The sequence below is a fragment of the Microbacterium jepli genome, from assembly GCF_047237905.1.
Lineage (GTDB): Bacteria > Actinomycetota > Actinomycetes > Actinomycetales > Microbacteriaceae > Microbacterium.
On the sequence record NZ_JBDFLW010000003.1, the window covers coordinates 65,626 to 87,802 of the forward strand.

The following is a 22,177-nucleotide window of genomic DNA, read 5'->3' on the forward strand; positions in this document are numbered from 1 at the left end:
CCGGTGCGCGCCGGTCAGGCCCCGACGCAGTAGGTGAGGGTGATGGTCGATCGGATCGGCGCCTCGCCGGGCGCGATCGACTGCGTGGCGACGATGGGCGCGTCCGCGGAGCCCTTGCAGTTCGGGTCCTCCGCGACCTCGACGGTGAGACCGAGCTCGGCCGACTCGAGCTGGCGCTTGGCCGCATCCAGTGTGTAGCCGGTGACGTCGGGGAGCACGACGCGGCCGGTCGCGACCACCAGGTTCACGACGGTGCCCTTGGCGACCTCCGTGCCGGCCTGCTGATCCGCCGCCAGGACGGTGCCGGCCGCGGTGTCGGGGTCGTTGCGCGGGGTGATCGCACCGAGCACGAGACCGGAGTTCTCGAGAGCACCCTTCGCCGCGTCCTGCGAGAGACCGACGATCGTGGGGATGACGCTGGTCTCGCGGCCGCGGGACACGAGCACCCGCACCTCCTGCTGAGGGCTGAGCGAGGAGCCGGCGGCGGGATCGGTCGAGATCACGTTGCCCGCGGGCACGTCCGGGTCGGGCTGATCCTCGCGGGTCGCGAGGAGGTCCTCCGCGGCCAAAGCCTCGTTCGCCCGCTCATAGGTCATGCCGGACACGTCGGGCACGATGCGCGCGTTGGCGGGAACGCCCCCGGCCGGCCGGATCGTGACGACCCAGAACAGCACCGACACCAGCAGCACGGCCAGGATGGCCACGCCCGCCCAGATCCACGCGACCGGAGGGCCGGTCTGCGTGCGCTTCATGGTCGTGTCGGTGCTCAGCTGGCGCAGGGAGCGCGCGGTCTCGGCGGCCTGCCGCGGGTTCGGGCCGTACAGCTCGCTCGTGAGCGCGCCGAGCTGACGCTTCGACGGCACGCGGCCGTCGATGGTCGCGTCCAGCGCCTCACGGAAGGTCGCAGCATCCTGGTATCGCTGGAACGGATCCTTCGCGAGCGCGCGCAGGGCGACCGCGTCGAGGCCCCGCGACACGGTCGAGACGACCTCGGACGGCGAGACCGGGGCCTCGCTGACGTGCTGATAGGCGACGGCGACGGGCGACTCGCCGCGGAACGGCGGCCGGCCGGCGAGCAGCTCGTAGAGGACGACGCCTGTGGAGTACAGGTCGGCGCGCGCGTCGACCGGCTCGCCCTTGGCCTGCTCGGGCGAGAAGTAGGCGGCGGTGCCGATGATCGCGGTGGTCTCGGCGACGGTCGAGGAGGAGTCGGAGACGGCGCGGGCGATGCCGAAGTCCATCACCTTCACCTGCCCGGCGTCGGTGACCATGACGTTGCCGGGCTTGATGTCGCGATGCACGACGCCCGCGCGGTGGGAGTACTCGAGAGCCTCGAGGATGCCGTCGACGTAGCGGACGGTGTCGTCGACCGGCACGGGCCCCGCGGCGATGATGTCCTTGAGGAGACGCCCGTGGACGAGCTCCATCACGATGTAGGGGATCGGGCGAGCGATGCCGTCGGGGCCGACCTCGCTGTCCTCGCCGGCGTCGTAGACGCGGACGATCGTGGGGTGCGCCATGCGGGAGGCGGCCTGGGCCTCGAGGCGGAACCGCGTGCGGAACGAGTTGTCGTTCGCGAGGTCGTGCTTGAGGATCTTGATGGCCACCTGGCGGCCGAGCGTGAGGTCGTAGCCGCGGTACACGGTGGCCATGCCGCCGCGTCCGATGACCTCGTCGACGCGGTAGCGACCCGAAAGCACGCGCGGCTCAGCTGTCACGGTTTCCCCCTGCATGGAACAGCTCTCAGCCTAACCGACGGCCCACCCGGCCCCCTACGGGACCGGGTGGTGCAGGGTCAGGGTGTGGGTGCCGCCGACGGCGTGGTGGGGGTGGCCGCGGTGATCGTCCGCTCGGCGTTCGGCGATGCGTCGGTCACGCGGTCGCCGCCCGTGCCGCCGGTGCAGGTCACGGTGTACGTGACGATCAGCGCCTGGTTCTCGACGTTGCTCACGACGATCTCACCGGACCGGTCGTTGGTGCCGAACGCGGCCTCGGACGAGCCGTTCACGGCGAACGTGCCGTTGGTGACGCGGAAGTTGTAGGAGCTGACGGTGCCGGTGCCGGAGGGGCACTGGTAGCCGTTCCAGGTGACCTGGACCGTGGAGCCCGCCACGACCTTGTCGGGCAGCGCGGCCGCCGTCGGCGGCGTGAGGGGCACCTGGTCCTGGTAGAACGTGAGCTTCAGCTCGCGGTCCTTCGGGACGTTGCCCTGCGGCTCGATCGAGTAGACGGTGTTGACGGCCTCGGCGTTGGGCGCGGCGTCCCCGCCGGCGCAGGTGACGGTCGCCATGCCGGCCTGCAGCGCCGTCGCGCGCGCATCCTCGCAGGACTTGCCCATGAGGTTCAGCGCGGTGATGTCGACCGTGTTGGAGGTCTGCGTCGGGGTCGGCGACGGCGTGCTCGGCTTGGGCGTGGGAGCAGCGCTCGTCGGTGCCGCGCTCGTCGGTGCGGCGTCGGGCTGCTGGTTGGAGATGAGCGCGAACACCGTGCCGCCGATGACCAGCAGCAGCAGCACGATGAGGGCGATCAGCGGCCACGTCCACGGGCTGCGCTTCTTCCTCTGCGGCTCTTCTTCTACGGGGAGGAGCGCCGGAGCCGGCGCGCCGGCCGGCAGCAGGCGCGTCGCCTCGGAGGTCGCGGCGGGCGACAGCAGCCTCGTCACGTCGTCGGGAGTGGTCGCTCCCGCGCCCGCGATGGCCGGGATCGCCGCGGCGGCCGCCGCCACGTCGCCGCGGCGCAGTGCGGAAGCCGCGCGGGCGACGGCGGCGGAGGACGACGGACGGTCCTCCGGCTTCTTGGCGATCATCGCCATGACGAGGTTCTGCACCGGTGCGGCGACCGTCGGCGGCAGCGGCGGGGGCTGCTCGTTGATCTGCGCCATGGCGATCGCGACCTGCGACTCGCCGGTGAAGGGGCGCTTGCCCGCGAGGCACTCGTACGCGACGATGCCGAGCGAGTAGGTGTCGGTCGCCGGCGACGCGGGGTGACCCGAGGCCTGCTCGGGCGAGAGGTACTGGACGGTGCCCATGACCTGGCCTGTGGCCGTCAGCGGCACCTGGTCGGCGATGCGCGCGATGCCGAAGTCGGTGATCTTCACGCGGCCGTCGGGGGTGATCAGCAGATTGCCCGGTTTGATGTCGCGGTGCACGAGGCCCGCGGCGTGGGCGGCCTGCAGAGCGGCCGCCGTCTGGGCGACGATGTCGAGCGTCTTGTCGGTCGACAGCGAGCCGTCGCGCTCGATGATCGTCGAGAGTGCCTCGCCGGGCACGAGCTCCATCACGAGGAACGCCGAGCCGGCCTCCTCGCCGTAGTCGAAGACGCTGGCGATGCCCTCGTGGTTCACGAGCGCGGCGTGTCGGGCCTCGGCGCGGAAGCGCTCGAGGAAGCCCGGGTCGCCCATGTACTCGTCTTTGAGGATCTTGATGGCGACCGTGCGGCCGATGACGTGGTCGGTGGCCTCCCACACCTCGCCCATACCGCCGATGGCGATCCTCGAGTCGAGCTCGTAGCGTCCGCCGAAAGTCACTCCCTGTGTCGGTCTCATCGTCCCAGCACCGCCTCCATGACCTTCTTCGCGATGGGCGCCGCGATCTCATCGCCGCTGCCCGATTGGTTCTGCCCGCCGCCGTTCTCCACGACCACAGCGACGGCCACCTGCGGATCCTCCGCCGGGGCGAACCCGGTGAACCACAGACTGTAGGGCCTGTCGCCGTTCTCGGCGGTGCCCGTCTTACCGGCGACGTCGACGCCGTCTATTCTTGCATTCGACGCCGCGCCGTCACTGACATTGGCCACCATCATGGCGACCATCTGCGACGCGAGATCCTCGTCGAGCGCTCGCCCGAACTCGGAGTCGTCGAACGTCTGCTGCACCGAGAGGTCGGGTGCGATCACCCTGTCCACCATGCGGGGGTTCATGACGACTCCTTGGTTGGCGATTCCCGCGGACACCATCACCATCTGCAGCGGTGTCGCGGTGACCTGGCCCTGACCGAATCCGGAGAGCGCCGTCTGCGGATCGTCCAGCGACGCCGGATAGCTCGACGGGGTCGAGGTGAGCGGCAGCGTGAACGACGTGTTGAACCCGTACTTCTGGGCCTCGTCGCGGATGGCCTTGTCGCCCAGGGCGACGGCCAGCTCGGCCATCGGGATGTTGCAGCTGAGCCGCAGCGCGTCGGCGATCGTCACGGTGTCACCGGGGCCACAGGTGCCGCCCGAGGCGTTGCTGACGGTGCTGTTCGACTGCGGCAGCTGGTAGATGCCGGGGTTGGGCAGCGTCGACTGGGGCGTGTAATCGCCGGAGGCGAGCGCCGCCGAGGCGACGACGAGCTTGAACGTCGACCCCGGAGGATTCAGATCTCCGCCGATCGCCCGGTTGAACAGCGGATGCGACAGGTCGTCCTCGAGCTCCTGATACGTCGCGTTCACCTGGTCGGCGCTGTGCGTCGCGAGGGCGTTGGTGTCGTAGCTCGGGGTCGTGACCATCGCCAGGATCCGGCCGGTCGACGGCTCGATGGCCACGACCGCGCCCTGCAGGTCGCCGAGCGCGTCGAAGGCGGCCTGCTGGACGTTCGCGTCGAGGGTCAGCTCGACGTTCGAGCCGCGCGGCGGCTGACCCGTGAACAGGCGCTCGACGCGCGTGAGGAACTGCGCGCCGCCCGTCCCCGACAGGACCCCGTTCAGAGCGAGCTCGATGCCGCTGGCGGAGCCGAGCGCCGGGTTCGTGAAGCCGGTGACCGGCGCCCAGACCGCGGGGTTCTCGTAGACGCGCTGCCAGCTGTAGATGTCGTCAGAGGGGACGGATGAGGCGATGGCGGCGCCGCTGGCCACGATCGAGCCGCGCTGGACCTGGTAGCTGTCGTAGAGCGCGCGCTTGTTCGCGGGGTTCTGCTGGAGCGCATCGGCCTGCACGACCTGGATCACGCTCGTCGAGGCGAAGAGGGCGACGAACATGAGCAGCATCACGATGCTGAGGCGTCGGAGTTCCTTCGTCATGTCAGCCGATCACCACCCGGGGACGGCTGCGCACGACGTCGGAGATGCGCAGGAGGAAGGCCACGATGATCCAGTTGGCCACGAGCGACGAGCCGCCGGCGGCCAGGAACGGCGTCGTCAGTCCGGTCAGGGGGATGAGGCGCGTGACGCCCCCGACCATGATGAACACCTGCAGGGCGATGGTGAACGACAGCCCCGTCGCCAGAAGCTTGCCGAAGTCGTCCTGGCCGGCGAGGCCGATGCGGATGCCGCGGCTCGCGAAGACCATGTACAGGCAGAGGATCGCGAAGACGCCGATCAGCCCGATCTCCTCGCCGAGGGCGGGAAGGATGTAGTCGCTCTCCGCCACCGGCGTGAGGTAGGGCCGGCCCTGGCCGAGCCCGGTGCCGATGAGGCCGCCCTGGGCGAGACCGAAGATGCCCTGCACGAGCTGGTAGCTCGGTCCGTCCATGCGGTCGGGGTTGAACGCGTCCAGCCAGTTGTCGAAGCGCGCCCCGACGTAGGGCAGCACCCGCGAGGCGAGGAAGGCCCCGGCGGCGGCGAGCACGACGCCGATCACGACCCAGCTGGTCTTGCCGGTCGCGACGTAGAGCATCGCGACGAACATGCCGAAGATGAGCAGGCCGGTGCCCAGGTCGCGCTGCAGCACGATGATGCCCAGGGACACGAGCCACAGCACGAGGAGCGGGCCGAGCTCGCGCGCGCGCGGCCAGGTCATGCCGAGGAAGCGCGTGCCGACGGACGACAGGCTCTCGCGCGTGCGCACGAGGTATCCGGCGAAGAAGATGGCCAGCGCGATCTTGGCGAGCTCGCCGGGCTGGAACGAGAAGAAGCCGAGCGACACCCACACGTCGGCGTTGGCGTCGGTGCCGAGGCCCGGCACGAAGGGCAGGAGGAGGAGCCCGACGCCGATGAAGCCCGACACGTAGGTGTAGCGGAACAGCACGCGGTAGTTGCGCATCGCGACCACGACGATGATCGCGGCGACCACGGCGATGCCGGCCCAGGCCAGCTGCCGCGTGGAGAACGCGTTCCACCCGTGACGCCCGCCCGCGACATCCAATCGGTAGATCATCGCGATGCCGAGGCCGGTCAGCAGCGTCGCGATGGGGACGACGAACGAGTCGGCGTCGCGCGCCCGCAGACGCAGCACGATGTGCAGGGCGATGACCAGCGCGGCCAGGCCGCCGCAGTAGATGAGGAACTTCGGGTCGATGACACCGGCGGCGCCGAGCTGCACCAGGGCGACCGCCCCGGCGGTGACGACGAGGGCGAACACGAGCAGGCCGAGTTCGCGGTTGCGCTGCGTCTGCGGACCGCGGATGCGGCGCAGCGCGCGGACGACGGCGGTGTCGGCCGACACCTGTCCGGTCGAGGTTGCGGTCATCACTGTCCTCCTGAAGCGGTGTCGCGGAGGCGGTCGACGATGCTCCGCGCATCGTCGAGGGACTGTGCGGTGATCGTGCCCTCCACGGTGCCGCGGGTGAAGGACGGCAGGTCCTCGAGTTGGATGCCCGTGTCCTCGTAGACCGAGGACAGCACGATCGGGCCGATGTTCTGCTGAACGCCGCGGTAGATCGCGACGGTGCCGCGGTCGTCCCCGACGAAGAACCGGGTCTGGGTCCACTGGTAGGCGACGACCAGCCCGCCGATGAGGAGCGCGATGACGACGACGAGGCCGACGATCCACCCGATCCGCCGGCGACGCGCGCGGCGGCGGTCCTCCTCGATGAGCTCCTCGAGGAACTCGGCGGCCGGCTCGAAGTGCGTCGGCTCGTTGGCGGCCTGCCGGTTCGGGTGCAGCCAGTTGCCGCGTCCCGAGCGGGCGGCCGGCACCTCGACGCCCGTGGGGTTGGAGGCGGAGCCCACGATCGTGGGCGTGCCCGAGAAGAGCGGATGCTGCCCCCCGACGTCGACGATGACGATGGTGACGTTGTCGGGGGCACCGGCGTCCAGAGCCTGCCGCAGCAGCGTGTCGGCGGTGCGGCCGGGTGCGAGACCCTGCGCCAGCGCCTTGGCGGTGTGCGGGTCGTCGACGACGCCGGACAGTCCGTCGGAGCACAGCAGCCAGCGGTCGCCGGGCTGCGTCGGCATGATGAACGTGTCGACCTCGGGGTCGGGGTCCATGTCGCCGAGCACCCGCATCAGCACAGAGCGGCGCGGGTGATAGCGCGCCTCCTCCGGCGTGATGCGGCCGGAGTCGACGAGGCGCTGCACGAAGGTGTGGTCGGTGGTGATCTGCGTGAGCGCGTCGTCGCGGTAGAGGTAGACGCGGGAATCGCCGATGTGGGCGAGCACCGCGAAGCCGTCGACCATGATGAGGGCGCTGACCGTCGTGCCCATGCCCGCGAGCTCGGGACGCACCGCCACGGTGTCGATGAGCTCGGTCGCGACGTCGCCGATCGCGTCCCTCAGCGCCGATTCGGCCTCGGCGGTGGAGCTGTACGTGACGTCCAGGCTCTGGAGGCGCCCGATGGCGATGGAGGAGGCGACATCGCCGCCGGCGTGACCGCCCATGCCGTCGGCGACGGCGAACAGGTTCGATCCGGAGTACCCGGAGTCCTGGTTGTTGGAGCGCACCTTGCCGGTGTGCGAGATCGCGGCGCTCGAGCCCTGGAAGACCATGAGGAGGAGGTCGCTGCTACTTCCGCAGCTCGAAGGTCGTGGCGCCGACCTTGATCGGCGCGCCGACGGTCACCGGGACGGGCGAGGCGACGCGGGCGCCGTCGTGCCAGGTGCCGTTCGTGGAGTCGAGGTCCTGCACCATCCACTGGTCGCCCCACAGCACGAGGCGCGCGTGGTGGCTCGAGGTGTAGTCGTCGCGGATGACCAGGCCCGACTCGCTCGAGCGTCCGATCGTGAGCGGCTCGGTGCCCAGCGGCAGCTCGAGCCCCGCCTTCGGTCCGCTGGTGATGACGATGCGCGAGACGGTCGAGGTCGTCGCCATGCCGCCCTTCGCCTCGGCCCGCGGCGCCTTCGCCGCAGGGGCAACGGGGGCCACCGGTGCGGTGGCGCCGGCGCCCTTCGCGGGGGCGGCGGCGGGAGCAGCGGCGGCGGGCTCCGGCATCCGTCGCACCTTCACACCGAACAGGTCGGCGCGGAGCGAGTAGACGACGGCGAAGACGAAGGCCCAGAGCACCACGAGGAATCCGATGCGCAGGAGGAGGAGGGTGAGTTCGCTCATGCCCGGAACCCTCCGTCGCGCATGTCGTAGGCGCGGGTGGCGTCGGCGGGCGATGTCGTCGGCCGCGGCGGCGTCGCCTGGGCGATCACACGGAAGACGATGTCGGTGCGGCCGATGGTGACGATCGAATCGGGCTCGAGCGGAGCCTCGGTCACCTTGCGGCCGTTGAGCTGCGTGCCGTTGGTGGAGTTCATGTCGCGCACCATGGCGCGCTCGCCGTCCCACAGGATCTCGACGTGACGGCGGCTCGTGCCGGGGTCGGGGATCGTGATGTCCGCATCGCTGCCGCGGCCGATGACGGTGCGCGATGCGGTGAGCGGATGCCGCCTGCCGTCGATGTCGACGACGCCGCGCCACGCGACACGTCCTTGCGCGGTCTCGGACTCGACCCGCAGCGTGCCGGTCGAGAGCGCGTCGTCGCGGGTGAGGGCGATGCTGACGGGGCCGGCGAAGGAGTAGCCCTGTGCACGGGCGTGCTTCTGGACCAGCGCGTCGAGCTCGTCGCCGAGCGCCGGGCCGATGGTGCGCATCTTCTCGTCGTCGGCGGGCGAGAGACGCACCGTGAAGGTGTTGGGCGCGAGGATGCGGTCGCGACTGACGACGGCGGCCTTCTTGTCGAGCTCGCTGCGCAGCGCGGAGGCGATCTCGACCGGCTGGATGCCGCTGCGGAAGGTCTTCGCGAACGCGCTATTGACGGCGCGCTCGAGTCCCTTCTCGAAGCTGTCAAGTAGTCCCACGGGGCTCCTCAGGCAGGCGAAACAGTGCGGTGGTGCTGATCATCCCCGCTGTGCGGCCGTTCGTCGGGCCCACATCGGTTCGAGCGCTCAGGGGTCTGGGCGTCCTGTGCAGTGTAGCCAGGCCCACGGGGACTTTCCTGGAGGCGGTCGCTCTGCCGGCTGCCCGGGCTCGCGGCATCCGGCGGGCATCGCTCGCGTCGAGAGCGCGCGGAGCGCGTGATATCCTCGGGAAGTTGAGTTCGGCGGTGCCCGCATCACCGACTCGCGCGAGTGGCGGAATAGGCAGACGCGCTGGCTTCAGGTGCCAGTGTCCGAAAGGACGTGGGGGTTCAACTCCCCCCTCGCGCACCACCGTGAAAGGCCCCCGGAGACCGGGGGCCTTTCGCATGTCCGGCTGCGGCCCCGTCGGCGTCTCAATCGCTGACGTCGATGCCGCGGTCGGCGGCGAGCAGCGGCGCGAGCTGGGCCAGCTGCGACGAGGAGATGGTCGCTCCGCGCAGGGAGTTCGATCCCGAGATGTCGCTCAGGTCCGCTCCGCGCAGATCGACGTGCTGAAGGGTCGACTGCTCCACGAGGAGGCGCCCGATCCGCGTGGCCGTCGCGGCGAAGCGAGTGATCTTCGTCTGCCCGACGTCGAGCTCGTCGATGATGCAGTCGGTGAAGGCGACGTTCTGGAGGCTGGATCCGCGCAGATTGACGAACCCGAGGCGGCAGTTCCGGAAGTGCACCCCGTTCCACGACGACTCGTATGCCTCGATCGACCCGGACCGGGAGGCGCCGACCTCCACGTCACGCCAGGTTCCGCGGGCCGTGGTCCAGATCGGCGCGTCGACGCCGGCCATCGCCAGCTCGGAGAGGTGCGCGTAGCCCAGGCTCAGCGTCGAGGCACGCAGCCCGCTGATGCGGCAGGCGGTCAGCTCGGCGCTCTCGAGGTCCACCGCGTCGAGCGTCATGTCGGTGAACGACACGCCTTCGAGGGCCGCGCGCGGGCGGAGATCGTCGCCGCGCCCCGGGGCGAGATCGTTTAAGACGAGCGCGTCGAAAGACGGCGCCATGAGGGCGGGACGCTGCGGCATGGGACTCCTGGATGCGCTAGTTGAACAGCCGACGCCAGACGTTCGTGTCGGCCAGGTCGAGGAGCTCGTCCCCGCGGCCGGAGAAGACGGTCCGCAGCGCGTACAGAGCGAAGCCCTTCGCCTGCGCCACGGTGATCGACGGGGGGATGGTCAGCTCCTGACGGGCGACGACGACGTCCACGAGCGCCGGCCCCGGCTCGTCGAACGCGCGCTTCAGCGTGGCGGCCAGATCGCTCGCCTTCTCCACGCGGAAGCCCGCGATCCCCGATGCCTGCGCGATGGCCGCGAAGTCGGTCTCCACCAGATCGGTGCCGTAGGTCACGGTGCCGGCGGCCTTCATCTCCAGCTCGACGAAGTTCAGAGACGAGTTGTTGAAGACGACGACCTTCACGGGCAGGTCGTTCTGACGGATCGAGAGGAGCTCGCCCATCAGCATCGAGATCCCGCCGTCGCCGGCCAGGGCGATCACCTGACGATCCGGCGCGGCGGCCTGCGCGCCGAGAGCCTGGGGCACGGCGTTGGCCATCGACCCGTGGCTGAAGGAGCCGATGAGCCGTCGATCGGGGGTCATCCGCAGATAGCGCGCCGCCCACATCACGGGGGAGCCGACATCCGCGGTGTAGATCGCGTCCTCCGTGGAGAGCTCGTCGACGAGCTTCGCGACGTACTGCGGGTGGATCGGCGCCCTGCCGTCGTCGTTCGCCAGCTCGTCGAGCTGATGCCGCGTGGAGCGGTAGTGCTTCAGGCTGTCGGCGAGATGCGCATTCGAACGCCCCCCGCGCACGAGGGGCGCCAGCGCACGGGCGGTCTCGCCGACGTCGCCGACCAAACCGAGGTCGATCGGCGTGCGACGGCCGAGCTGCTCGCCGCGGACGTCGACCTGGATGATCGTCGCATTCTCGGGGTAGAACTCGCGGTACGGGAAGTCGGAGCCGAGGATGAGCAGCGCATCGCAGCGCTCCATCGCCCGGTAGCCCGACGCGAAGCCCAGCAGGCCGGTCATCCCGACGTCGAAGGGGTTGTCGTACTCGATGTGCTCCTTGCCGCGGAAGGCGTGGACGATCGGCGCCTGCAGGGCCTCGGCGAGGGCCATCACCTCATCGTGCGAACCGGCCACACCGGCTCCCGCGAGGATCGTGACCCTGCCGGCGTCATTCAGCAGACCGGCCGCGGCGGCGAGTTCGTCCTCGCTCGGGAGGATGCGCGGGCGGGTCGCCCGGATCGGAGCCGACGGCCGGCGTTTCGGGGCGTCGCGGTGGAAGATGTCGCCGGGCACCACGACGACGGCCACCCCGTTCCTCTCGACGGCGGTGCGCGTCGCGGTCTCGAGAACCCAGGGGAGCTGCGCGGGGTCGCTGACCAGCTCGACGTAGTCGCTGCACTCGCGGAACAGCTCCTGCGGATGGGTCTCCTGGAAGTAGCTGCTCCCGATCTCCGCGCTCGGGATGTGCGAGGCGATGGCCAGCACCGGCACGCGGCTCCGCTGCGCGTCGAAGAGGCCGTTGATGAAGTGCAGGTTGCCCGGACCGCAGCTGCCGGCGACGACCGCGAGCTCGCCGGTGACGTGCGCCTCGCCCGCGGCCGCGAACGCCGCGGCCTCCTCGTGGCGGACGTGTCTCCACTCGAGCTCGCCGGAGCGGCGGATCGCGTCGGTGAAGCCGTTCAGCGAGTCGCCGGGCAGTCCCCAGACGCGGGTCACCCCTGCGCGCACCAGAGTGTGGACGAAGAGATCTGCGACATTCTGACCCATGCGACCACCGTACGTCCGACAGGCGGTGGGTTCCCTCGACGGATGTCGAGTTCCCGGACGCCGCGGCTCAGGGCTGCAGGCGCTCCAGGCTCCACGGCTCATCCGAGCCGGGTGTGCGGGAGAAGATGAGCCGGTCGTGCAGCCGCGACGTGCGGCCCTGCCAGAACTCGACGCGGAACGGCCGCACGCGGAAGCCGCCCCACCGTTCGGGCCGCGGTACGTCCGAGCCCTCGGGATACCGCTCCTCGAGCTGCGCCACGCGTTCCTCCAGGTCCACCCGGGAGGCGATGGGGCGGGACTGCTCGCTCGCCGTGCCCGCCACCCGGGAGCCGTGCGGGCGCGAGTACCAGTACGCGTCGGACTCGGCGTCATCGACGGGCGCGACCTCGCCCGTCACGATCACCTGGCGATGGAGGCGGTACCAGGGGAAGAGCAGCGTGGCGATCGGGTGCGCGGCCAGGGCACGGCCCTTCCGCGAGGACTGGTCGGTGTAGAAGACGAAGCCCGTCTCGTCCACGCCCCGCAGCAGCACGGTGCGGCTGGAGGGGACGCCGTCCTCGCCGATCGTGCCGAGGACCATGGCGTTCGGCTCGTAGACGTCGCGATCGGCCGCCTCGACGAGCCATGCCTCGAACTGGACGACGGGATCGGCCGCGACGTCGGCCTCCTCGAGGCGCTCCGCGCCGTAGTCGGTGTGACGGGAGAGAGCGTCGCGGGGATCGGTCACACGATGACCCTAGACCGCTCCTGCGCGGCCGGGCCCGCCGCCGCTAGCCTGGTGCGCGGCAGACGGAGAACAGCAGAGGAGAAGCGTCATGCGGCAGCTCATCGTGACGGGGTTCATGTCGACGGACGGCGTCATGCAGGGACCCGGCGGCGACGAGGGGTGGCGCAACGACGGCTGGACGTTCAAGGCCGTCGACTTCGACCCCAGCGCGTACGAGATCAAAGGCCGCGAGCAGGAGGAGGCGACGGCGCTGCTGCTCGGGCGCCGCAGCTACGAGCTCTTCGCTCCCGTGTGGCCGGGGATGGTCGACGACTTCGCCGGCTACAACGCGATGCCGCGCTACGTGGTCTCGCGCACGCTGGAGACCGACGACGACCGCTGGCCGGCGACCGTGCTGCGCTCGCTGGACGACGTCCGCGCGCTCAAGGAGACCGAGGGCGGCCCCATCCTCGTGCAGGGCAGCGCGGAGCTCGGTGCCGCGCTCGCCGACGCCGACCTCGTCGACCGCTACCACCTCCTGGTCTTCCCCGTGCTGCTGGGCGCCGGCAAGCGCTTCTTCAGCACTGCGGACCGCGACTGGGTCAAGCTCTCCCTGGTGGAGCACGCGGTGTACTCGAACGGCGTCCAGAAGCAGGTGTTCGACGTCATCCGCTGACCCCGACGGACAGCTGATCGCTACGGTGGTGCCGTGCGGACGATGATCGCGATGGCCGGTCGGCTGCTGCTCGCGCACTGGCCCGCCCTCCTCGCGTGGTACCTCGCCGGCACCCTCGGCCGCTATCTCGGCATCCAGCTCGCCGGCTACGTGGGCGGGTACACGGCGCTCGGCGGCATCCTGCTCCTTCCCCTCGCGATCCTCGCGAAGCTGGTGAGCCTCGTCGCGATGTTCCTGGTGCTGAGAGACGGGATGCCGCGGCTCGGCGTCATCGCACCGCCGCCCGCCGACGGGCGGGCGCGTCGTGAAGCCTTCCGTGACGCGCTGCTGTCGGCCACGCTGCCCTTCATCGCCGTCTACGCCGTGCTCGGCTTCCTCATCGAGGACGTCTCCTCGTATCTGAGCGTCGCGCTGGCGGTGAAGACCGATCGCCTTGCAGCGGGGATCTTCACCGAGGCGGCGGTGGACACGTCGGGCGCGGTCGATCAGCTGACGTGGGAGCCGTGGACCATCGCCGTCGTCGCCCTGGCCTTCGCCGGCCGCTGGGCGTGGAAGCGCTGGCAGGCGCGGCTGCCGCGGTGGACGTCGATCGGCGCGACCTACCTCGAGGGACTGTGGGTGTTCCTCTCGGTCTACTTCATCGGCGAGGCACTGGGGCAGGTGTCGGCGTGGGTCGACTCCCGGCAGGCGATCGCGTGGCTCGGCGAGGCTCGTGCGTGGGTGGGCGGGTGGTTCGCCCCGCTCGGCTGGACCTGGGATGCGGTGCTCTGGCTGATCGGTCAAACCGGGGTGGTGCTGCTGGTGCCGCTCGCGTGGCTCACCATCGCCGGCGTCGTCTACGGGCAGGCCGTCGTGCCCCAGGGCGTGCGCCTGCGCGGCGAGCTGGTCACCCCGGCGCGCAGTCGCTATTCCAGCGTGCCGGCACGCCTGCGTCGTCGCCTCACCGACATCGGGGCGGGGATGGGCGCCCGGTTCCGTCCGATCTGGCGGGCCGTCGTGCTCATGTGGCGCGGCGGTCCCGTGCTCATCGGCGGCTACGTGCTGCTGTACGTCATCCTTCTGCTCGCCGGGCAGGTGCTGCGCATCGGCGTCACGCGCGCGGTCGGCCCTCAGGATTTCGAGACGTTCTGGCTCGTGGCCGGGACACCGCTGCTCCTCATCGTGCCGCTCGTCGTCGAGCCCCTGCGCACGGTGCTGATCGCCAGCGCCTACGACTCCACGATCGGAGCGCTCATCGGCGCTCCCGTGGTCGAGTCGGGGCACGAGGCGTCAGGGCGCGGCGACCTCGGGCACGATGACGGCGAGTCGCAGGAAGCCCGGCAGCTGGTCCGCGAGCGTGAAATCGAGGCCGAGCGTTCCGCCGACGCCGTCGGGCAGGAGGTAGGGGACCTCGATGGTGAACGGAGCGGTCGAGTCTGACGGGCACACCGTCGGATTCCGGTAGTCCCAGTCGACCTCGCCGAGCGCGTCCTGCCAGCGGCGCTGCATGCCGTCGAGCTCGCGCAGCGCGGGCACGTCGCACCCGAGGATCTCCCCGTGCGGATCGACCGGCACCTCCACGACCAGGAGGCGGCCGTCGGCGGGCAGCTCGTCGTCCGGGCCGGGCGCCTGTGAGCGCACCACGGCCGGCCCCCACGTCCCTCCGGCGTAGTCGGCGGTGTCGCCCGCCGAGACGGTCGTCGCGAACACGGGCTGCGCCTGATTCATCTGCCACCACTCGACACCCGAGATGGTGAGCGCCGTGAGTGGCAGCAGCACGGCGGTCGCCTCCAGCGCGACCGCGTTTCGACGCCACCATGCCCGCATCATCGCGCCCACTCCGTCCGCCGCAGCTCCACGTCGGGGCTGCGGTCGAGTTCGGCCAGATCCACCGGGACGCGCACGACCGAGTCGAGCCTCGTCTCCTCCGTGAGGCCGAGCTCGATGACCCCCGAGCGCTCGGTGACGCCGGCCGGAACCTCGAAGGCGATGCTGCCCGACCTCGGCAGGCCGACGCTCAGGCCCGTCCGGAAGACGGAGGTCGGCCGTTCGCTCGCACGGTACCGGACGCCGTCGACGATGAGGTCGGCGTGCCCCAGGAGCGAGCCCTGCTCGTCGAGCAGCGCCTGCGCCGTGACATCCACGACCACCCACGTGCTCTCGGCGCTCCAGCCGTCCGCCTCGGCGCGGTCACCGAGGCGCACGTCGGTCACAGAGGCCTCGAAGGCGCGCCCGGAGACGCTGTCGCCGATGGCGCCCGACACGTCGAACGGGGTCACCGCCGCGTCGTCGGACGGCGTGATCTGGATGACGGCCCAGGCTGCGACGAGCAGCGCGAGACCGATCGTCCACACCAGCCACGGCCTCATCCGTCGCCTCCGTCATCGGCCGAGTCGTCGGCATCCGCTCCCGCACAAACGTCCGCGACGTCGACCGTCAGCCGGGCGGCGGCCACGGGGCTGTCCCACCACTGCCCGTAGGTGACCAGCTGCCCGGTGCTGAGGCTCATGTCGCGGAGCGTGACGTGGAGCTCGTCGCCGTCGGACAGGGTGTTGTCGTCCACCGCCCAGGCCAGGACGAGCTCAGCGGGCACGCCGGGCTGCAGGTAAGGGGAGTTCGTCGCGTCATCCAGCCGGGCGACGGCGTCCGCCGGCATGTCGCCCAGCTCGTCGATGCGGACGGAGCCGATGACACCGTCCCTGCCGCTCGGTCCGCCTGAGGCGCTGAGGGCTCGGTCCCACTCGTTCTCGGCGGTGAGGACGACCGCCAGCACGCGCTGACCCGCCTCGGTGTACACCCCCGCGTCGCTCAGCTCGTCGATGAGCACCGCGCGCTCGACGGTGAGGGAGAACTGGTCGTTGCGGTGCGTGTCGCCGGCGCGCAGCTCGGGCAGGGGAGGAGCGGCCACCGCCGAGAGGCCGCCGAAGGCCGCCGTCACTCCGAGGAAGCAGGCGGTGAGGATGCCGGCGAACCAGCCGGTGGGCACGCGATCGGCCCAGGCGACGAGCCGTGTCCGAACGCCCGCCGGACGGCGGCCCGATGTGCCGGAGCCCTCGTCCGCCGGACCGGCGGGGGCAGGGGGCGGGACGCTCACGGCCACATCCTAGAGGCGCCGGCGACGGGGCGAACGAGCGACGACGTGCCCGGGGGCGAGGGCGTGGCTCAGTTGCCGTCGAGCGTCGGGAGCAGGGCGAAGACGATCTCCTCGACGTTCCTCCCCACGCCGGGGGCGTAGGCGTCGTTGCGCGAGATCTCGGCGAACCCCGCGCGCCGGAGGGCGGCGACGGAGGCGGCGTTGTCCGCCGCCGAGCGGGCGTAGAGCGGGCGCTCCGGCTCGAGCGCGATGAGGAGCTCGATCACGGCCGTGGCCACGCCGCGGCCCCACGCGTGACGCGCGATCCAGTACGTGATCTCCCTGTCGCCGTCGACGGAGAAGGTGCCCGCCGTCCCGGCGAACCCTCCGTCCTCGGTGACCACCTGCACCCGCGCCGAGGGGTCGGCCCGGTTTCGTGCCATCCAAGCGTCGAAGCTCTCCCGGTCGTCCGGGTCCTTTGCCGTGAAGGCCGCACGCGCGATGCCCTCCGGGTCGCGCATCATCTCGAACACGGCGTCGAGGTCGTCGTCGTCGATGTCGCGCAGTTCGATGTGGCCCACGTGCCCACGCTACCGATGGTCTGCGACGGGTAGAACCCGTGTCTCCGGTCGGGCGGTGGTCAGGATGCCGGATCCGGCACGTCCGCGCGGACGTACATGCTCAGCAGCACCTGCTCCGCCGTGACGGCGTCGCGGATCTTCACCGCGTCGCGCAATTCTGCGAAGCGGTCCGCGAGGGCGGGGGTCGCAGCATCCGGACTCTTCTGCTGGAGGTTGCGCTGCAGAGTGAGTCCCGCCTCGCGCATCACGCCGGCGAAAAGGGCGTTGCGGGAGGCTCGGATGACCTGCTGGTAGAAGACGACCTGCGCGCCGAGCGTGGACATCGCGTCACCGGAGCGCGCCGCCACCTCGAGCGCCTCCGCCAAGGTGACGAGCGAGCCGTGCGTCTCCTCGTCGCAGCGCGCGAGGGCGAGGTGCAGCGCGTCGCCCACGATGAGCGCCATGAACTCGCGGGTCTCGTCGTACGCCGTCGCGGGGGGCGCTGTCACGCGCGTCCAGCGGTTGGCGGAGACCTCCACGAGCCCCATCCGCTCCAGTCGCTGCAGCGCCTCGCGGATCGGCGTGCGGGAGACGCCGAGCATCTGCGCGAGCTCGACGTCGCGCAGCCGGTCGCCGGGACGGAGCTTGCCCTCGAGGATCGCCTTTCCGAGCACGCGGAAGACCTCGTCGCCCAAGACTGCGCCTCGGGTGTCGAGCGGTTCGAAGGGAGTGTCCATGCTCATCGGCGTGGGAATTCTATGGCGCGAGCTGATGGATACCCGTGAGGGGGCGCGCGGTACACCGATATATCACTAGAATCGTGCCGTCGCGCTCAACGCGACTCATCCGGGGGGATACATCGGCGCCCGGGTCCGCGCGCTCTGCCGGGCCCGGGCGTCGACTTCATCGGGCCTCGTCAGTGCAGCTCGTCCGCGTTGCCCGTCGTGCAACGGTTTCGTCACATCGGCCGCCGGACCGTGCGCTCGGCGAGCAGGGTCATTAGCGTGTAGGTCACCCGCGCGCCAGGTGCGGGTACTCAGCAGAACGGCACGGAATGAGCACGCAGGGCACGGTCAAGTGGTTCAACTCGGAGAAGGGCTTCGGCTTCATCGCTCCCGATGACGGCAGCGCGGACGTCTTCGCCCACTACAGCGCCATCGCGGCGAGCGGCTACCGCTCGCTCGAGGAGAATCAGCGCGTGGAGTTCGACGTCGCACAGGGCCCCAAGGGCCTGCAGGCGGAGAACATCCGCCCCGTCTGAACCACGCGAGCGGCGGTGCCAGGACCTCGTCCCGGCACCGCCGCTTCTTCGTGCCCGCGCGGATTCCGTACCCGTGCGGGGCTCGAGCGAGGTGCTCCGGCCCGGGCTCAGCCCTTGCCGCGCACCAGCTCCAGGCCGGCGCCGGCGAACTGCCGCACGGTCGCGTCGGGCAGGAACGCGCGGGTGAGCGCGGCGCCGATCGGGATGAGATCGCCTTCGTCGTGGAAGAGCAGGTACATCGTCTCGAAGCGCGGATTGAACTTCATCTTGAATTTGTGGAGCGACTGGAAGCCGTAGACGGGCTCGAGCGACTCGGCGAGCTTGTCGCTCAGCTCGGCGATCATGCCGGCCCCCGGCGGGTACTCGTGGGCGAGCGGCGCGCCGGAGAGCGACATGATCTTGGCGCCCTCCTCCGAGAACTGGCGCGCGGAAGCGCCGAGCAGGTACTCCATCACTGGACCAAATCCGCCCTCCCGCCGGCGCATCAGGTCGAGGGTCCAGCCGTGCACGGCGCCGTCGGGACCGTAGACGGGCAGCCAGGACAGGAATCCGTCGACGTCGCCGCTCGGGGAGATGGCCAGTGCGAGCCGCACCTCCGGATCCTCCGCCTCGGTCAGCGTGCCCAGCGTGAATCCCATCTCCGGCAGGCCCTTGTCACCGACCCACATCTCGGAGATGGCGCGCAGCTGCTGCCGGATGCCCCACGTCTCGTCCTTGAGGTGCGTGAGACGGAACGTCATCTCCTCGCGGCCCGCGCGGTTGAGGGAGGAGCGGACGGAATTCCACTGCTTCCCGGTGAACTGCACCGGCAGGTCGACGATCGTGTCGTCCGCGACGACGATGCTGCGCCAGATCGGCGGGACGGCATCCCGCGTCTCCTCGCTGGCGCTGAAGAAGCAGGGGGTCAGCCCGGCGGCCTCCGTCATGGAGATGAACTCCGTCACCGACTGCGCGCGGGTGCCGGCGGGACCGAGAGGGTCGGCCAGGGCGACAGCGACGCCGGCCCGGCGCTGGTAGACCACGATGCCGTCCGTCGTGCGCACGTACTCGTTGTTCTCCCACGTCGACATCCACGACAGGGTGCCACCGCCGTGCGCGTGGAGCATCTCCTTCACCTCGTCGACGGTGGGGGGGCTCTGCGCGCCCAGCTTGGACCTGCGTCGCGCGGTGAAGGCGTGCCGGATGCGCAGGAGGTAGACGAACATCAGGAACCACAGCACCGTCGACCCGGCGGTGAGGCTCGGATCACCGTCGATGACCACCTCGGTGCCGTCGTGGCCGAGAAGCAGCACCGCGGCGATGACCAGGCCCCCGGTGAGGAGGTTGAAGCTCGCCAGGATGATCGAGACGATCCACGCCCACCGGCGGCCGCGAAACAGCCCGTTCGCAACGATGAGGATGATGGCGGCGTCGATGGCGATGTCGACCCACGAGCCCTCCCCCGGGTCGGAGTATCCGAACGGCCCCTCCGTCGGCACGAGCAGCACGATGATCTGCGTGGCTCCGAGGGCGAGCATGACCGTGAAGGCCGTCACGCGCTGCTCGCGCACCGTCGAGCGCTGCACCCGCAGCGATCGGTCGACGCTGAGCACCAGCAGCGCGGCCAGAACGTGCTCGACGTCGGCGACGGAGCCCCAGTAGAGGAGAGCGACGAAGAGGAACGCGAGGAACACCACCCACGCGCGCAGCCGCCACGGCGCGACGAACAGTCCGATCGCCGCGGCGAGGCAGGCCATGGTGCCGCCCGACGGCCCCACATCGAGCACCGCGGCCTGCAGCTGCGCCCACGGCCACGGGAGGAACGCCCCCAGCCAGAGCAGGAGCGCGGCGGCGAAGATCGCGAAGAGCTGGCCGATGCCGAAGTAGGCCAGCGCGACCCGTGAGCCGCGCTTGAACTCCAGGAACGCCATGCCGACGAAGCCGAGCACGGTCAGGATGTAGACCCACGGGAGGTTGACGAAGAACGTTCCGGTGATCGGGGTCCAGAAGCGTCCCTCCTCCAGTGCCGGCAGCCCGTAGGCCACCTGGGGGAAGAGGTCGCTGTCCTGGAAGGGCGACCACAGGCCGCCCCAGATCACGCCGGCCAGGAGCATGGCGGCGATGAGCGCGAGGGTCGCCGGGATGCGGGACACGACACGCAGGACCGGAGGACGAGGGCGCGACACGGTGTCGGTCATGGTCACACGATAGCGCTGGGCATCTCCGGCGACACGGGAGTCAGGTCCCGTCAGCCGCGGCGGTCGTAGGCGGCGAGATCGTGGGCGAACTCCGCGGCGCGCAGCGCCCGCCGGGCGGCGTCGAGAGCCTCGACCGGGTCCTGCGCCTGCCGGGCGGCGGCGAGCTCGGCCTGCGCGGTGCCCAGGCGCATCCGGGCGTCGGCGCCGGCGCGCGCGTGGGAGACGGCGCCCTCTGCGCGTGCCACGGCGTTGCGCGCGGCCGCGAGCGTGCCGGGGAGCGCCGTGCGGGCGCCGCGGAGGCGCTGCTGCGCCGTGCGCGCGTCGCCCAGCGCCATGTCGAGGCGGTCGCGGGCGCGGACGATGCCGTCGATCGTCGCCGTGGGCCGGCGGGCGGCTGCGGGCTCGAGGGCGGTGGCCGCGGCATCCACCTCCCGCACCTCGGCGGCGAGCCGGTCGGCGGCGTCGGGTTCGAGCGACGTGCGCAGCGCCTCGGCCTGGCGCAGCGCCGTCCGCAGCACGTCGAGTTCGCCGGTGACGGCGAGGGCGGCCTGAGTCACGAGCCGGTGGCGCTCCTCCACGGCCCGCGCCTCGGACTGCGCCTGCCGCAGCGCGCGCTCGGCCTCGGTCAGGTCGGGCAGGGCGGTGACCGTGGGGTCGCCGGCCTTGCGTCGCGCGCGCTCGAGGTGCGACGCCGCGTCGTCGGCATGGGCGAGCGCTGCGCGGGCGGATGCCGCGGCATCCGTCCACTCGGACTCGTCGAAGCGCGACCGCAGCTCGTCCACGAGCGCGCGGAGATCGCCGGTGCTGCCGCGCAGGTCGTCGAGACGGACGGATGCCGCGGCCACCCGATCGGCCGCCGACACGTTGCCGCGCACCCACTCGGCGTGCTCCGCCGCGGCGCGGTCGAGCACCGCCCGCGCCTCATCGACGCGCGACCGGATGCGCCGCGACGTGCGCGCGATCTGGTCGGGATGGGGTGCAGGCTCGGCCGAGACGGCTCGGTAGTCCTCGAAGGCCTTGTCGCGCACGTGCTGGGCGGTCATGCGCGCGCGGCGGAGGGACTGCGGGGCATCGCCTCCGTAGAGGGCGCCCGACAGCCCGACCTCGAGGTCGGCCTCCTCGATCGCGTCGTCGAGAGCGACCAGGGCGGCGCCTGCTCCCGCCCGCTCGCCCTCGGCGGCGGCCCGCGCCCGCGGACTGCGGCGCGCCCGGCGCAGCACCACGACGAGCACGGCGATCAGCAGTGCGGCGACGGCGAAGACGATGACGGCCGGAACGATCCAGCCGAGCGCGTCGGCCGGCGCGTCAGGCATCCTCGTCCGGGATGAGCAGGAGCCGGCGGAGCTCGTCGATCGAATCGACGGCCGCCTGCGCGCCGTCCGCCTCGTGGGGCCAGCTGAAACCCCAGCGCACGAAGATCACGGGCACGCCGTGCGCGGCGCCGCCCTCGACGTCATGGTGCCGGTCGCCGATCAGCACGGGGCGGCTGACGTCGATGCCCTGCGCCTCCAGGCGCCGCAGCGCCTCCGCGACGATGTCCGCCTTCTCGCTCAGGCGCCTCTCGTCGATCGACGCGCCGACGATGACGGCCAGATGCGGGGCGAGCTCGAAGTGCTCCATCAGCGCCTGCACCTGGATCTCGGGCTTGCTGCTGGCCGTGGCCTGCGGCACGCCCGCCGCGTACAGGTCGGCGACCAGGTCGGCGATGCCCGGATAGAGGCGCGCGCCGGTGGTGTAGCCGTCGTCGCGGCCCACCTCCCGGTAGACGGCGACGGCCTCGGTCGCCTGCTCCGGCGTCATGCCGAGCTGCTTCTGGAACGTCTCGTACATGGGCGGCCCGATCCAGTGGACGAGCTCGGCGCGCGCCACCGGCGGATGGCCGAGGCGCTCCATCGTGATGCCGAGCCGGCGGAGGATGCCGTCGGAGGCATCCACCATCGTGCCGTCGACGTCCCAGAGCATGCAGGACCAGGGGGAGTGCGACGCCATGCCCCTACGCTACC

20 protein-coding genes and 1 tRNA gene are annotated in these 22,177 nt (G+C 71.2%); 4 read left to right on the forward strand and 17 right to left on the reverse strand.

From position 1 onward, the window contains the following. Positions 1–14 precede the first annotated feature (14 nt). The 7 genes from pknB to ABC304_RS00995 form a co-directional block, all read right to left on the reverse strand. Positions 15–1,733 carry a Stk1 family PASTA domain-containing Ser/Thr kinase gene (pknB, locus tag ABC304_RS00965; protein WP_412928456.1) on the reverse strand — a complete coding sequence of 573 codons (1,719 nt, stop codon included), beginning with the start codon at positions 1,731–1,733 and terminating at the stop codon, positions 15–17. Positions 1,734–1,795: 62 nt separating this feature from the next. Further along, positions 1,796–3,544, reverse strand: a complete 1,749-nt coding sequence (locus ABC304_RS00970; protein WP_412928457.1) for a serine/threonine-protein kinase — start codon at positions 3,542–3,544, stop codon at positions 1,796–1,798. Continuing rightward, positions 3,541–4,995: a peptidoglycan D,D-transpeptidase FtsI family protein gene (locus tag ABC304_RS00975; protein ID WP_412928458.1), complete on the reverse strand. Its 1,455-nt coding sequence runs from the start codon at positions 4,993–4,995 to the stop codon at positions 3,541–3,543. Before ABC304_RS00975 ends, ABC304_RS00970 begins: the two co-directional genes overlap by 4 nt. 1 nt (position 4,996) lies before the next feature. After that, entirely contained in the window at positions 4,997–6,382 is a 1,386-nt protein-coding gene (locus ABC304_RS00980; protein WP_412928459.1) for an FtsW/RodA/SpoVE family cell cycle protein, read from the reverse strand. Next, complete coding sequence (locus tag ABC304_RS00985; protein ID WP_412928460.1) at positions 6,382–7,620, reverse strand: PP2C family protein-serine/threonine phosphatase; 1,239 nt, start codon at positions 7,618–7,620, stop codon at positions 6,382–6,384. The genes ABC304_RS00980 and ABC304_RS00985 overlap by 1 nt, the downstream gene beginning before the upstream one ends. A 16-nt stretch (positions 7,621–7,636) precedes the next feature. After that, entirely contained in the window at positions 7,637–8,179 is a 543-nt protein-coding gene (locus ABC304_RS00990; protein ID WP_412928461.1) for an FHA domain-containing protein FhaB/FipA, read from the reverse strand. Then, positions 8,176–8,916, reverse strand: a complete 741-nt coding sequence (locus ABC304_RS00995) for an FHA domain-containing protein (protein WP_412928462.1) — start codon at positions 8,914–8,916, stop codon at positions 8,176–8,178. The genes ABC304_RS00990 and ABC304_RS00995 overlap by 4 nt, the downstream gene beginning before the upstream one ends. 264 nt (positions 8,917–9,180) lie before the next feature. Between ABC304_RS00995 and ABC304_RS01000 the strand changes: the two genes are divergently transcribed. Continuing rightward, positions 9,181–9,267: transfer RNA gene (locus ABC304_RS01000), tRNA-Leu, on the forward strand. Between the two features lie 62 nt (positions 9,268–9,329). Here ABC304_RS01000 and ABC304_RS01005 read toward each other — a convergent pair. The 3 genes from ABC304_RS01005 to pdxH all read right to left on the reverse strand — a co-directional run bounded on the left by ABC304_RS01005 (position 9,330) and on the right by pdxH (position 12,469). Then, on the reverse strand, positions 9,330–9,992 hold the full coding sequence (locus ABC304_RS01005; RefSeq protein ID WP_412928463.1) for a pentapeptide repeat-containing protein: 663 nt from the start codon (positions 9,990–9,992) through the stop codon (positions 9,330–9,332). Between the two features lie 16 nt (positions 9,993–10,008). Next, the gene (poxB, locus tag ABC304_RS01010) at positions 10,009–11,742 is read right to left on the reverse strand and encodes a ubiquinone-dependent pyruvate dehydrogenase (RefSeq protein WP_412928464.1); all 1,734 of its coding nucleotides are present in this window, start codon (positions 11,740–11,742) and stop codon (positions 10,009–10,011) included. Between the two features lie 67 nt (positions 11,743–11,809). After that, positions 11,810–12,469: a pyridoxamine 5'-phosphate oxidase gene (gene pdxH / locus ABC304_RS01015; protein ID WP_412928465.1), complete on the reverse strand. Its 660-nt coding sequence runs from the start codon at positions 12,467–12,469 to the stop codon at positions 11,810–11,812. Between the two features lie 88 nt (positions 12,470–12,557). On the opposite strand from pdxH, the gene ABC304_RS01020 reads away from it, so the two are divergent. After that, positions 12,558–13,124 (forward strand): dihydrofolate reductase family protein, encoded by a 567-nt coding sequence (locus ABC304_RS01020; RefSeq protein WP_412928466.1) that lies wholly within the window; start codon positions 12,558–12,560, stop codon positions 13,122–13,124. 42 nt (positions 13,125–13,166) lie between these two features. Then, positions 13,167–14,543, forward strand: a complete 1,377-nt coding sequence (locus tag ABC304_RS01025) for a hypothetical protein (RefSeq protein WP_412929029.1) — start codon at positions 13,167–13,169, stop codon at positions 14,541–14,543. 386 nt (positions 14,544–14,929) lie between these two features. Here the strand turns inward: ABC304_RS01025 and ABC304_RS01030 are convergent, their stop codons facing one another. The 4 genes from ABC304_RS01030 to ABC304_RS01045 all read right to left on the reverse strand — a co-directional run bounded on the left by ABC304_RS01030 (position 14,930) and on the right by ABC304_RS01045 (position 17,479). Beyond that, complete coding sequence (locus tag ABC304_RS01030) at positions 14,930–15,472, reverse strand: hypothetical protein (RefSeq protein ID WP_412928467.1); 543 nt, start codon at positions 15,470–15,472, stop codon at positions 14,930–14,932. Further along, positions 15,469–16,197: a hypothetical protein gene (locus ABC304_RS01035; RefSeq protein WP_412928468.1), complete on the reverse strand. Its 729-nt coding sequence runs from the start codon at positions 16,195–16,197 to the stop codon at positions 15,469–15,471. Before ABC304_RS01035 ends, ABC304_RS01030 begins: the two co-directional genes overlap by 4 nt. A 68-nt stretch (positions 16,198–16,265) precedes the next feature. Continuing rightward, positions 16,266–16,757: a GNAT family N-acetyltransferase gene (locus ABC304_RS01040; RefSeq protein ID WP_412928469.1), complete on the reverse strand. Its 492-nt coding sequence runs from the start codon at positions 16,755–16,757 to the stop codon at positions 16,266–16,268. A 59-nt stretch (positions 16,758–16,816) separates the two neighbouring features. Continuing rightward, positions 16,817–17,479: a GntR family transcriptional regulator gene (locus tag ABC304_RS01045; protein WP_412928470.1), complete on the reverse strand. Its 663-nt coding sequence runs from the start codon at positions 17,477–17,479 to the stop codon at positions 16,817–16,819. Between the two features lie 311 nt (positions 17,480–17,790). Between ABC304_RS01045 and ABC304_RS01050 the strand changes: the two genes are divergently transcribed. Further along, positions 17,791–17,997, forward strand: coding sequence for a cold-shock protein (locus ABC304_RS01050; RefSeq protein WP_412928471.1), 207 nt, complete (start codon positions 17,791–17,793; stop codon positions 17,995–17,997). A 107-nt stretch (positions 17,998–18,104) separates the two neighbouring features. Here ABC304_RS01050 and ABC304_RS01055 read toward each other — a convergent pair whose 3' ends face one another. The 3 genes from ABC304_RS01055 to ABC304_RS01065 are packed head-to-tail and all read right to left on the reverse strand — an operon-like array spanning position 18,105 to position 22,163. Beyond that, positions 18,105–20,174, reverse strand: coding sequence for a bifunctional lysylphosphatidylglycerol flippase/synthetase MprF (locus ABC304_RS01055; protein WP_412928472.1), 2,070 nt, complete (start codon positions 20,172–20,174; stop codon positions 18,105–18,107). 50 nt (positions 20,175–20,224) lie between these two features. Beyond that, positions 20,225–21,487, reverse strand: a complete 1,263-nt coding sequence (locus tag ABC304_RS01060) for a hypothetical protein (RefSeq protein ID WP_412928473.1) — start codon at positions 21,485–21,487, stop codon at positions 20,225–20,227. Continuing rightward, a complete protein-coding gene (locus ABC304_RS01065) occupies positions 21,480–22,163 on the reverse strand; it encodes an HAD hydrolase-like protein (RefSeq protein WP_412928474.1) in 684 nt (227 codons plus the stop codon). The genes ABC304_RS01060 and ABC304_RS01065 overlap by 8 nt, the downstream gene beginning before the upstream one ends. Positions 22,164–22,177 lie beyond the last annotated feature (14 nt).

What these genes read in the sequence shown, in the direction of transcription:
- pknB (WP_412928456.1), bottom strand. Translation starts at nt 1,733, where the DNA reads ATGCAGGGGGAAACCGTGACAGCTGAGCCGCGCGTGCTTTCGGGTCGC.
- ABC304_RS00970 (WP_412928457.1), bottom strand. Translation starts at nt 3,544, where the DNA reads ATGAGACCGACACAGGGAGTGACTTTCGGCGGACGCTACGAGCTCGAC.
- ABC304_RS00975 (WP_412928458.1), bottom strand. Translation starts at nt 4,995, where the DNA reads ATGACGAAGGAACTCCGACGCCTCAGCATCGTGATGCTGCTCATGTTC.
- ABC304_RS00980 (WP_412928459.1), bottom strand. Translation starts at nt 6,382, where the DNA reads ATGACCGCAACCTCGACCGGACAGGTGTCGGCCGACACCGCCGTCGTC.
- ABC304_RS00985 (WP_412928460.1), bottom strand. Translation starts at nt 7,620, where the DNA reads ATGGTCTTCCAGGGCTCGAGCGCCGCGATCTCGCACACCGGCAAGGTG.
- ABC304_RS00990 (WP_412928461.1), bottom strand. Translation starts at nt 8,179, where the DNA reads ATGAGCGAACTCACCCTCCTCCTCCTGCGCATCGGATTCCTCGTGGTG.
- ABC304_RS01005 (WP_412928463.1), bottom strand. Translation starts at nt 9,992, where the DNA reads ATGCCGCAGCGTCCCGCCCTCATGGCGCCGTCTTTCGACGCGCTCGTC.
- poxB (WP_412928464.1), bottom strand. Translation starts at nt 11,742, where the DNA reads ATGGGTCAGAATGTCGCAGATCTCTTCGTCCACACTCTGGTGCGCGCA.
- ABC304_RS01020 (WP_412928466.1), top strand. Translation starts at nt 12,558, where the DNA reads ATGCGGCAGCTCATCGTGACGGGGTTCATGTCGACGGACGGCGTCATG.
- ABC304_RS01025 (WP_412929029.1), top strand. Translation starts at nt 13,167, where the DNA reads ATGATCGCGATGGCCGGTCGGCTGCTGCTCGCGCACTGGCCCGCCCTC.
- ABC304_RS01030 (WP_412928467.1), bottom strand. Translation starts at nt 15,472, where the DNA reads ATGAGGCCGTGGCTGGTGTGGACGATCGGTCTCGCGCTGCTCGTCGCA.
- ABC304_RS01045 (WP_412928470.1), bottom strand. Translation starts at nt 17,479, where the DNA reads ATGAGCATGGACACTCCCTTCGAACCGCTCGACACCCGAGGCGCAGTC.
- ABC304_RS01050 (WP_412928471.1), top strand. Translation starts at nt 17,791, where the DNA reads ATGAGCACGCAGGGCACGGTCAAGTGGTTCAACTCGGAGAAGGGCTTC.
- ABC304_RS01055 (WP_412928472.1), bottom strand. Translation starts at nt 20,174, where the DNA reads ATGACCGACACCGTGTCGCGCCCTCGTCCTCCGGTCCTGCGTGTCGTG.
- ABC304_RS01060 (WP_412928473.1), bottom strand. Translation starts at nt 21,487, where the DNA reads ATGCCTGACGCGCCGGCCGACGCGCTCGGCTGGATCGTTCCGGCCGTC.
- ABC304_RS01065 (WP_412928474.1), bottom strand. Translation starts at nt 22,163, where the DNA reads ATGGCGTCGCACTCCCCCTGGTCCTGCATGCTCTGGGACGTCGACGGC.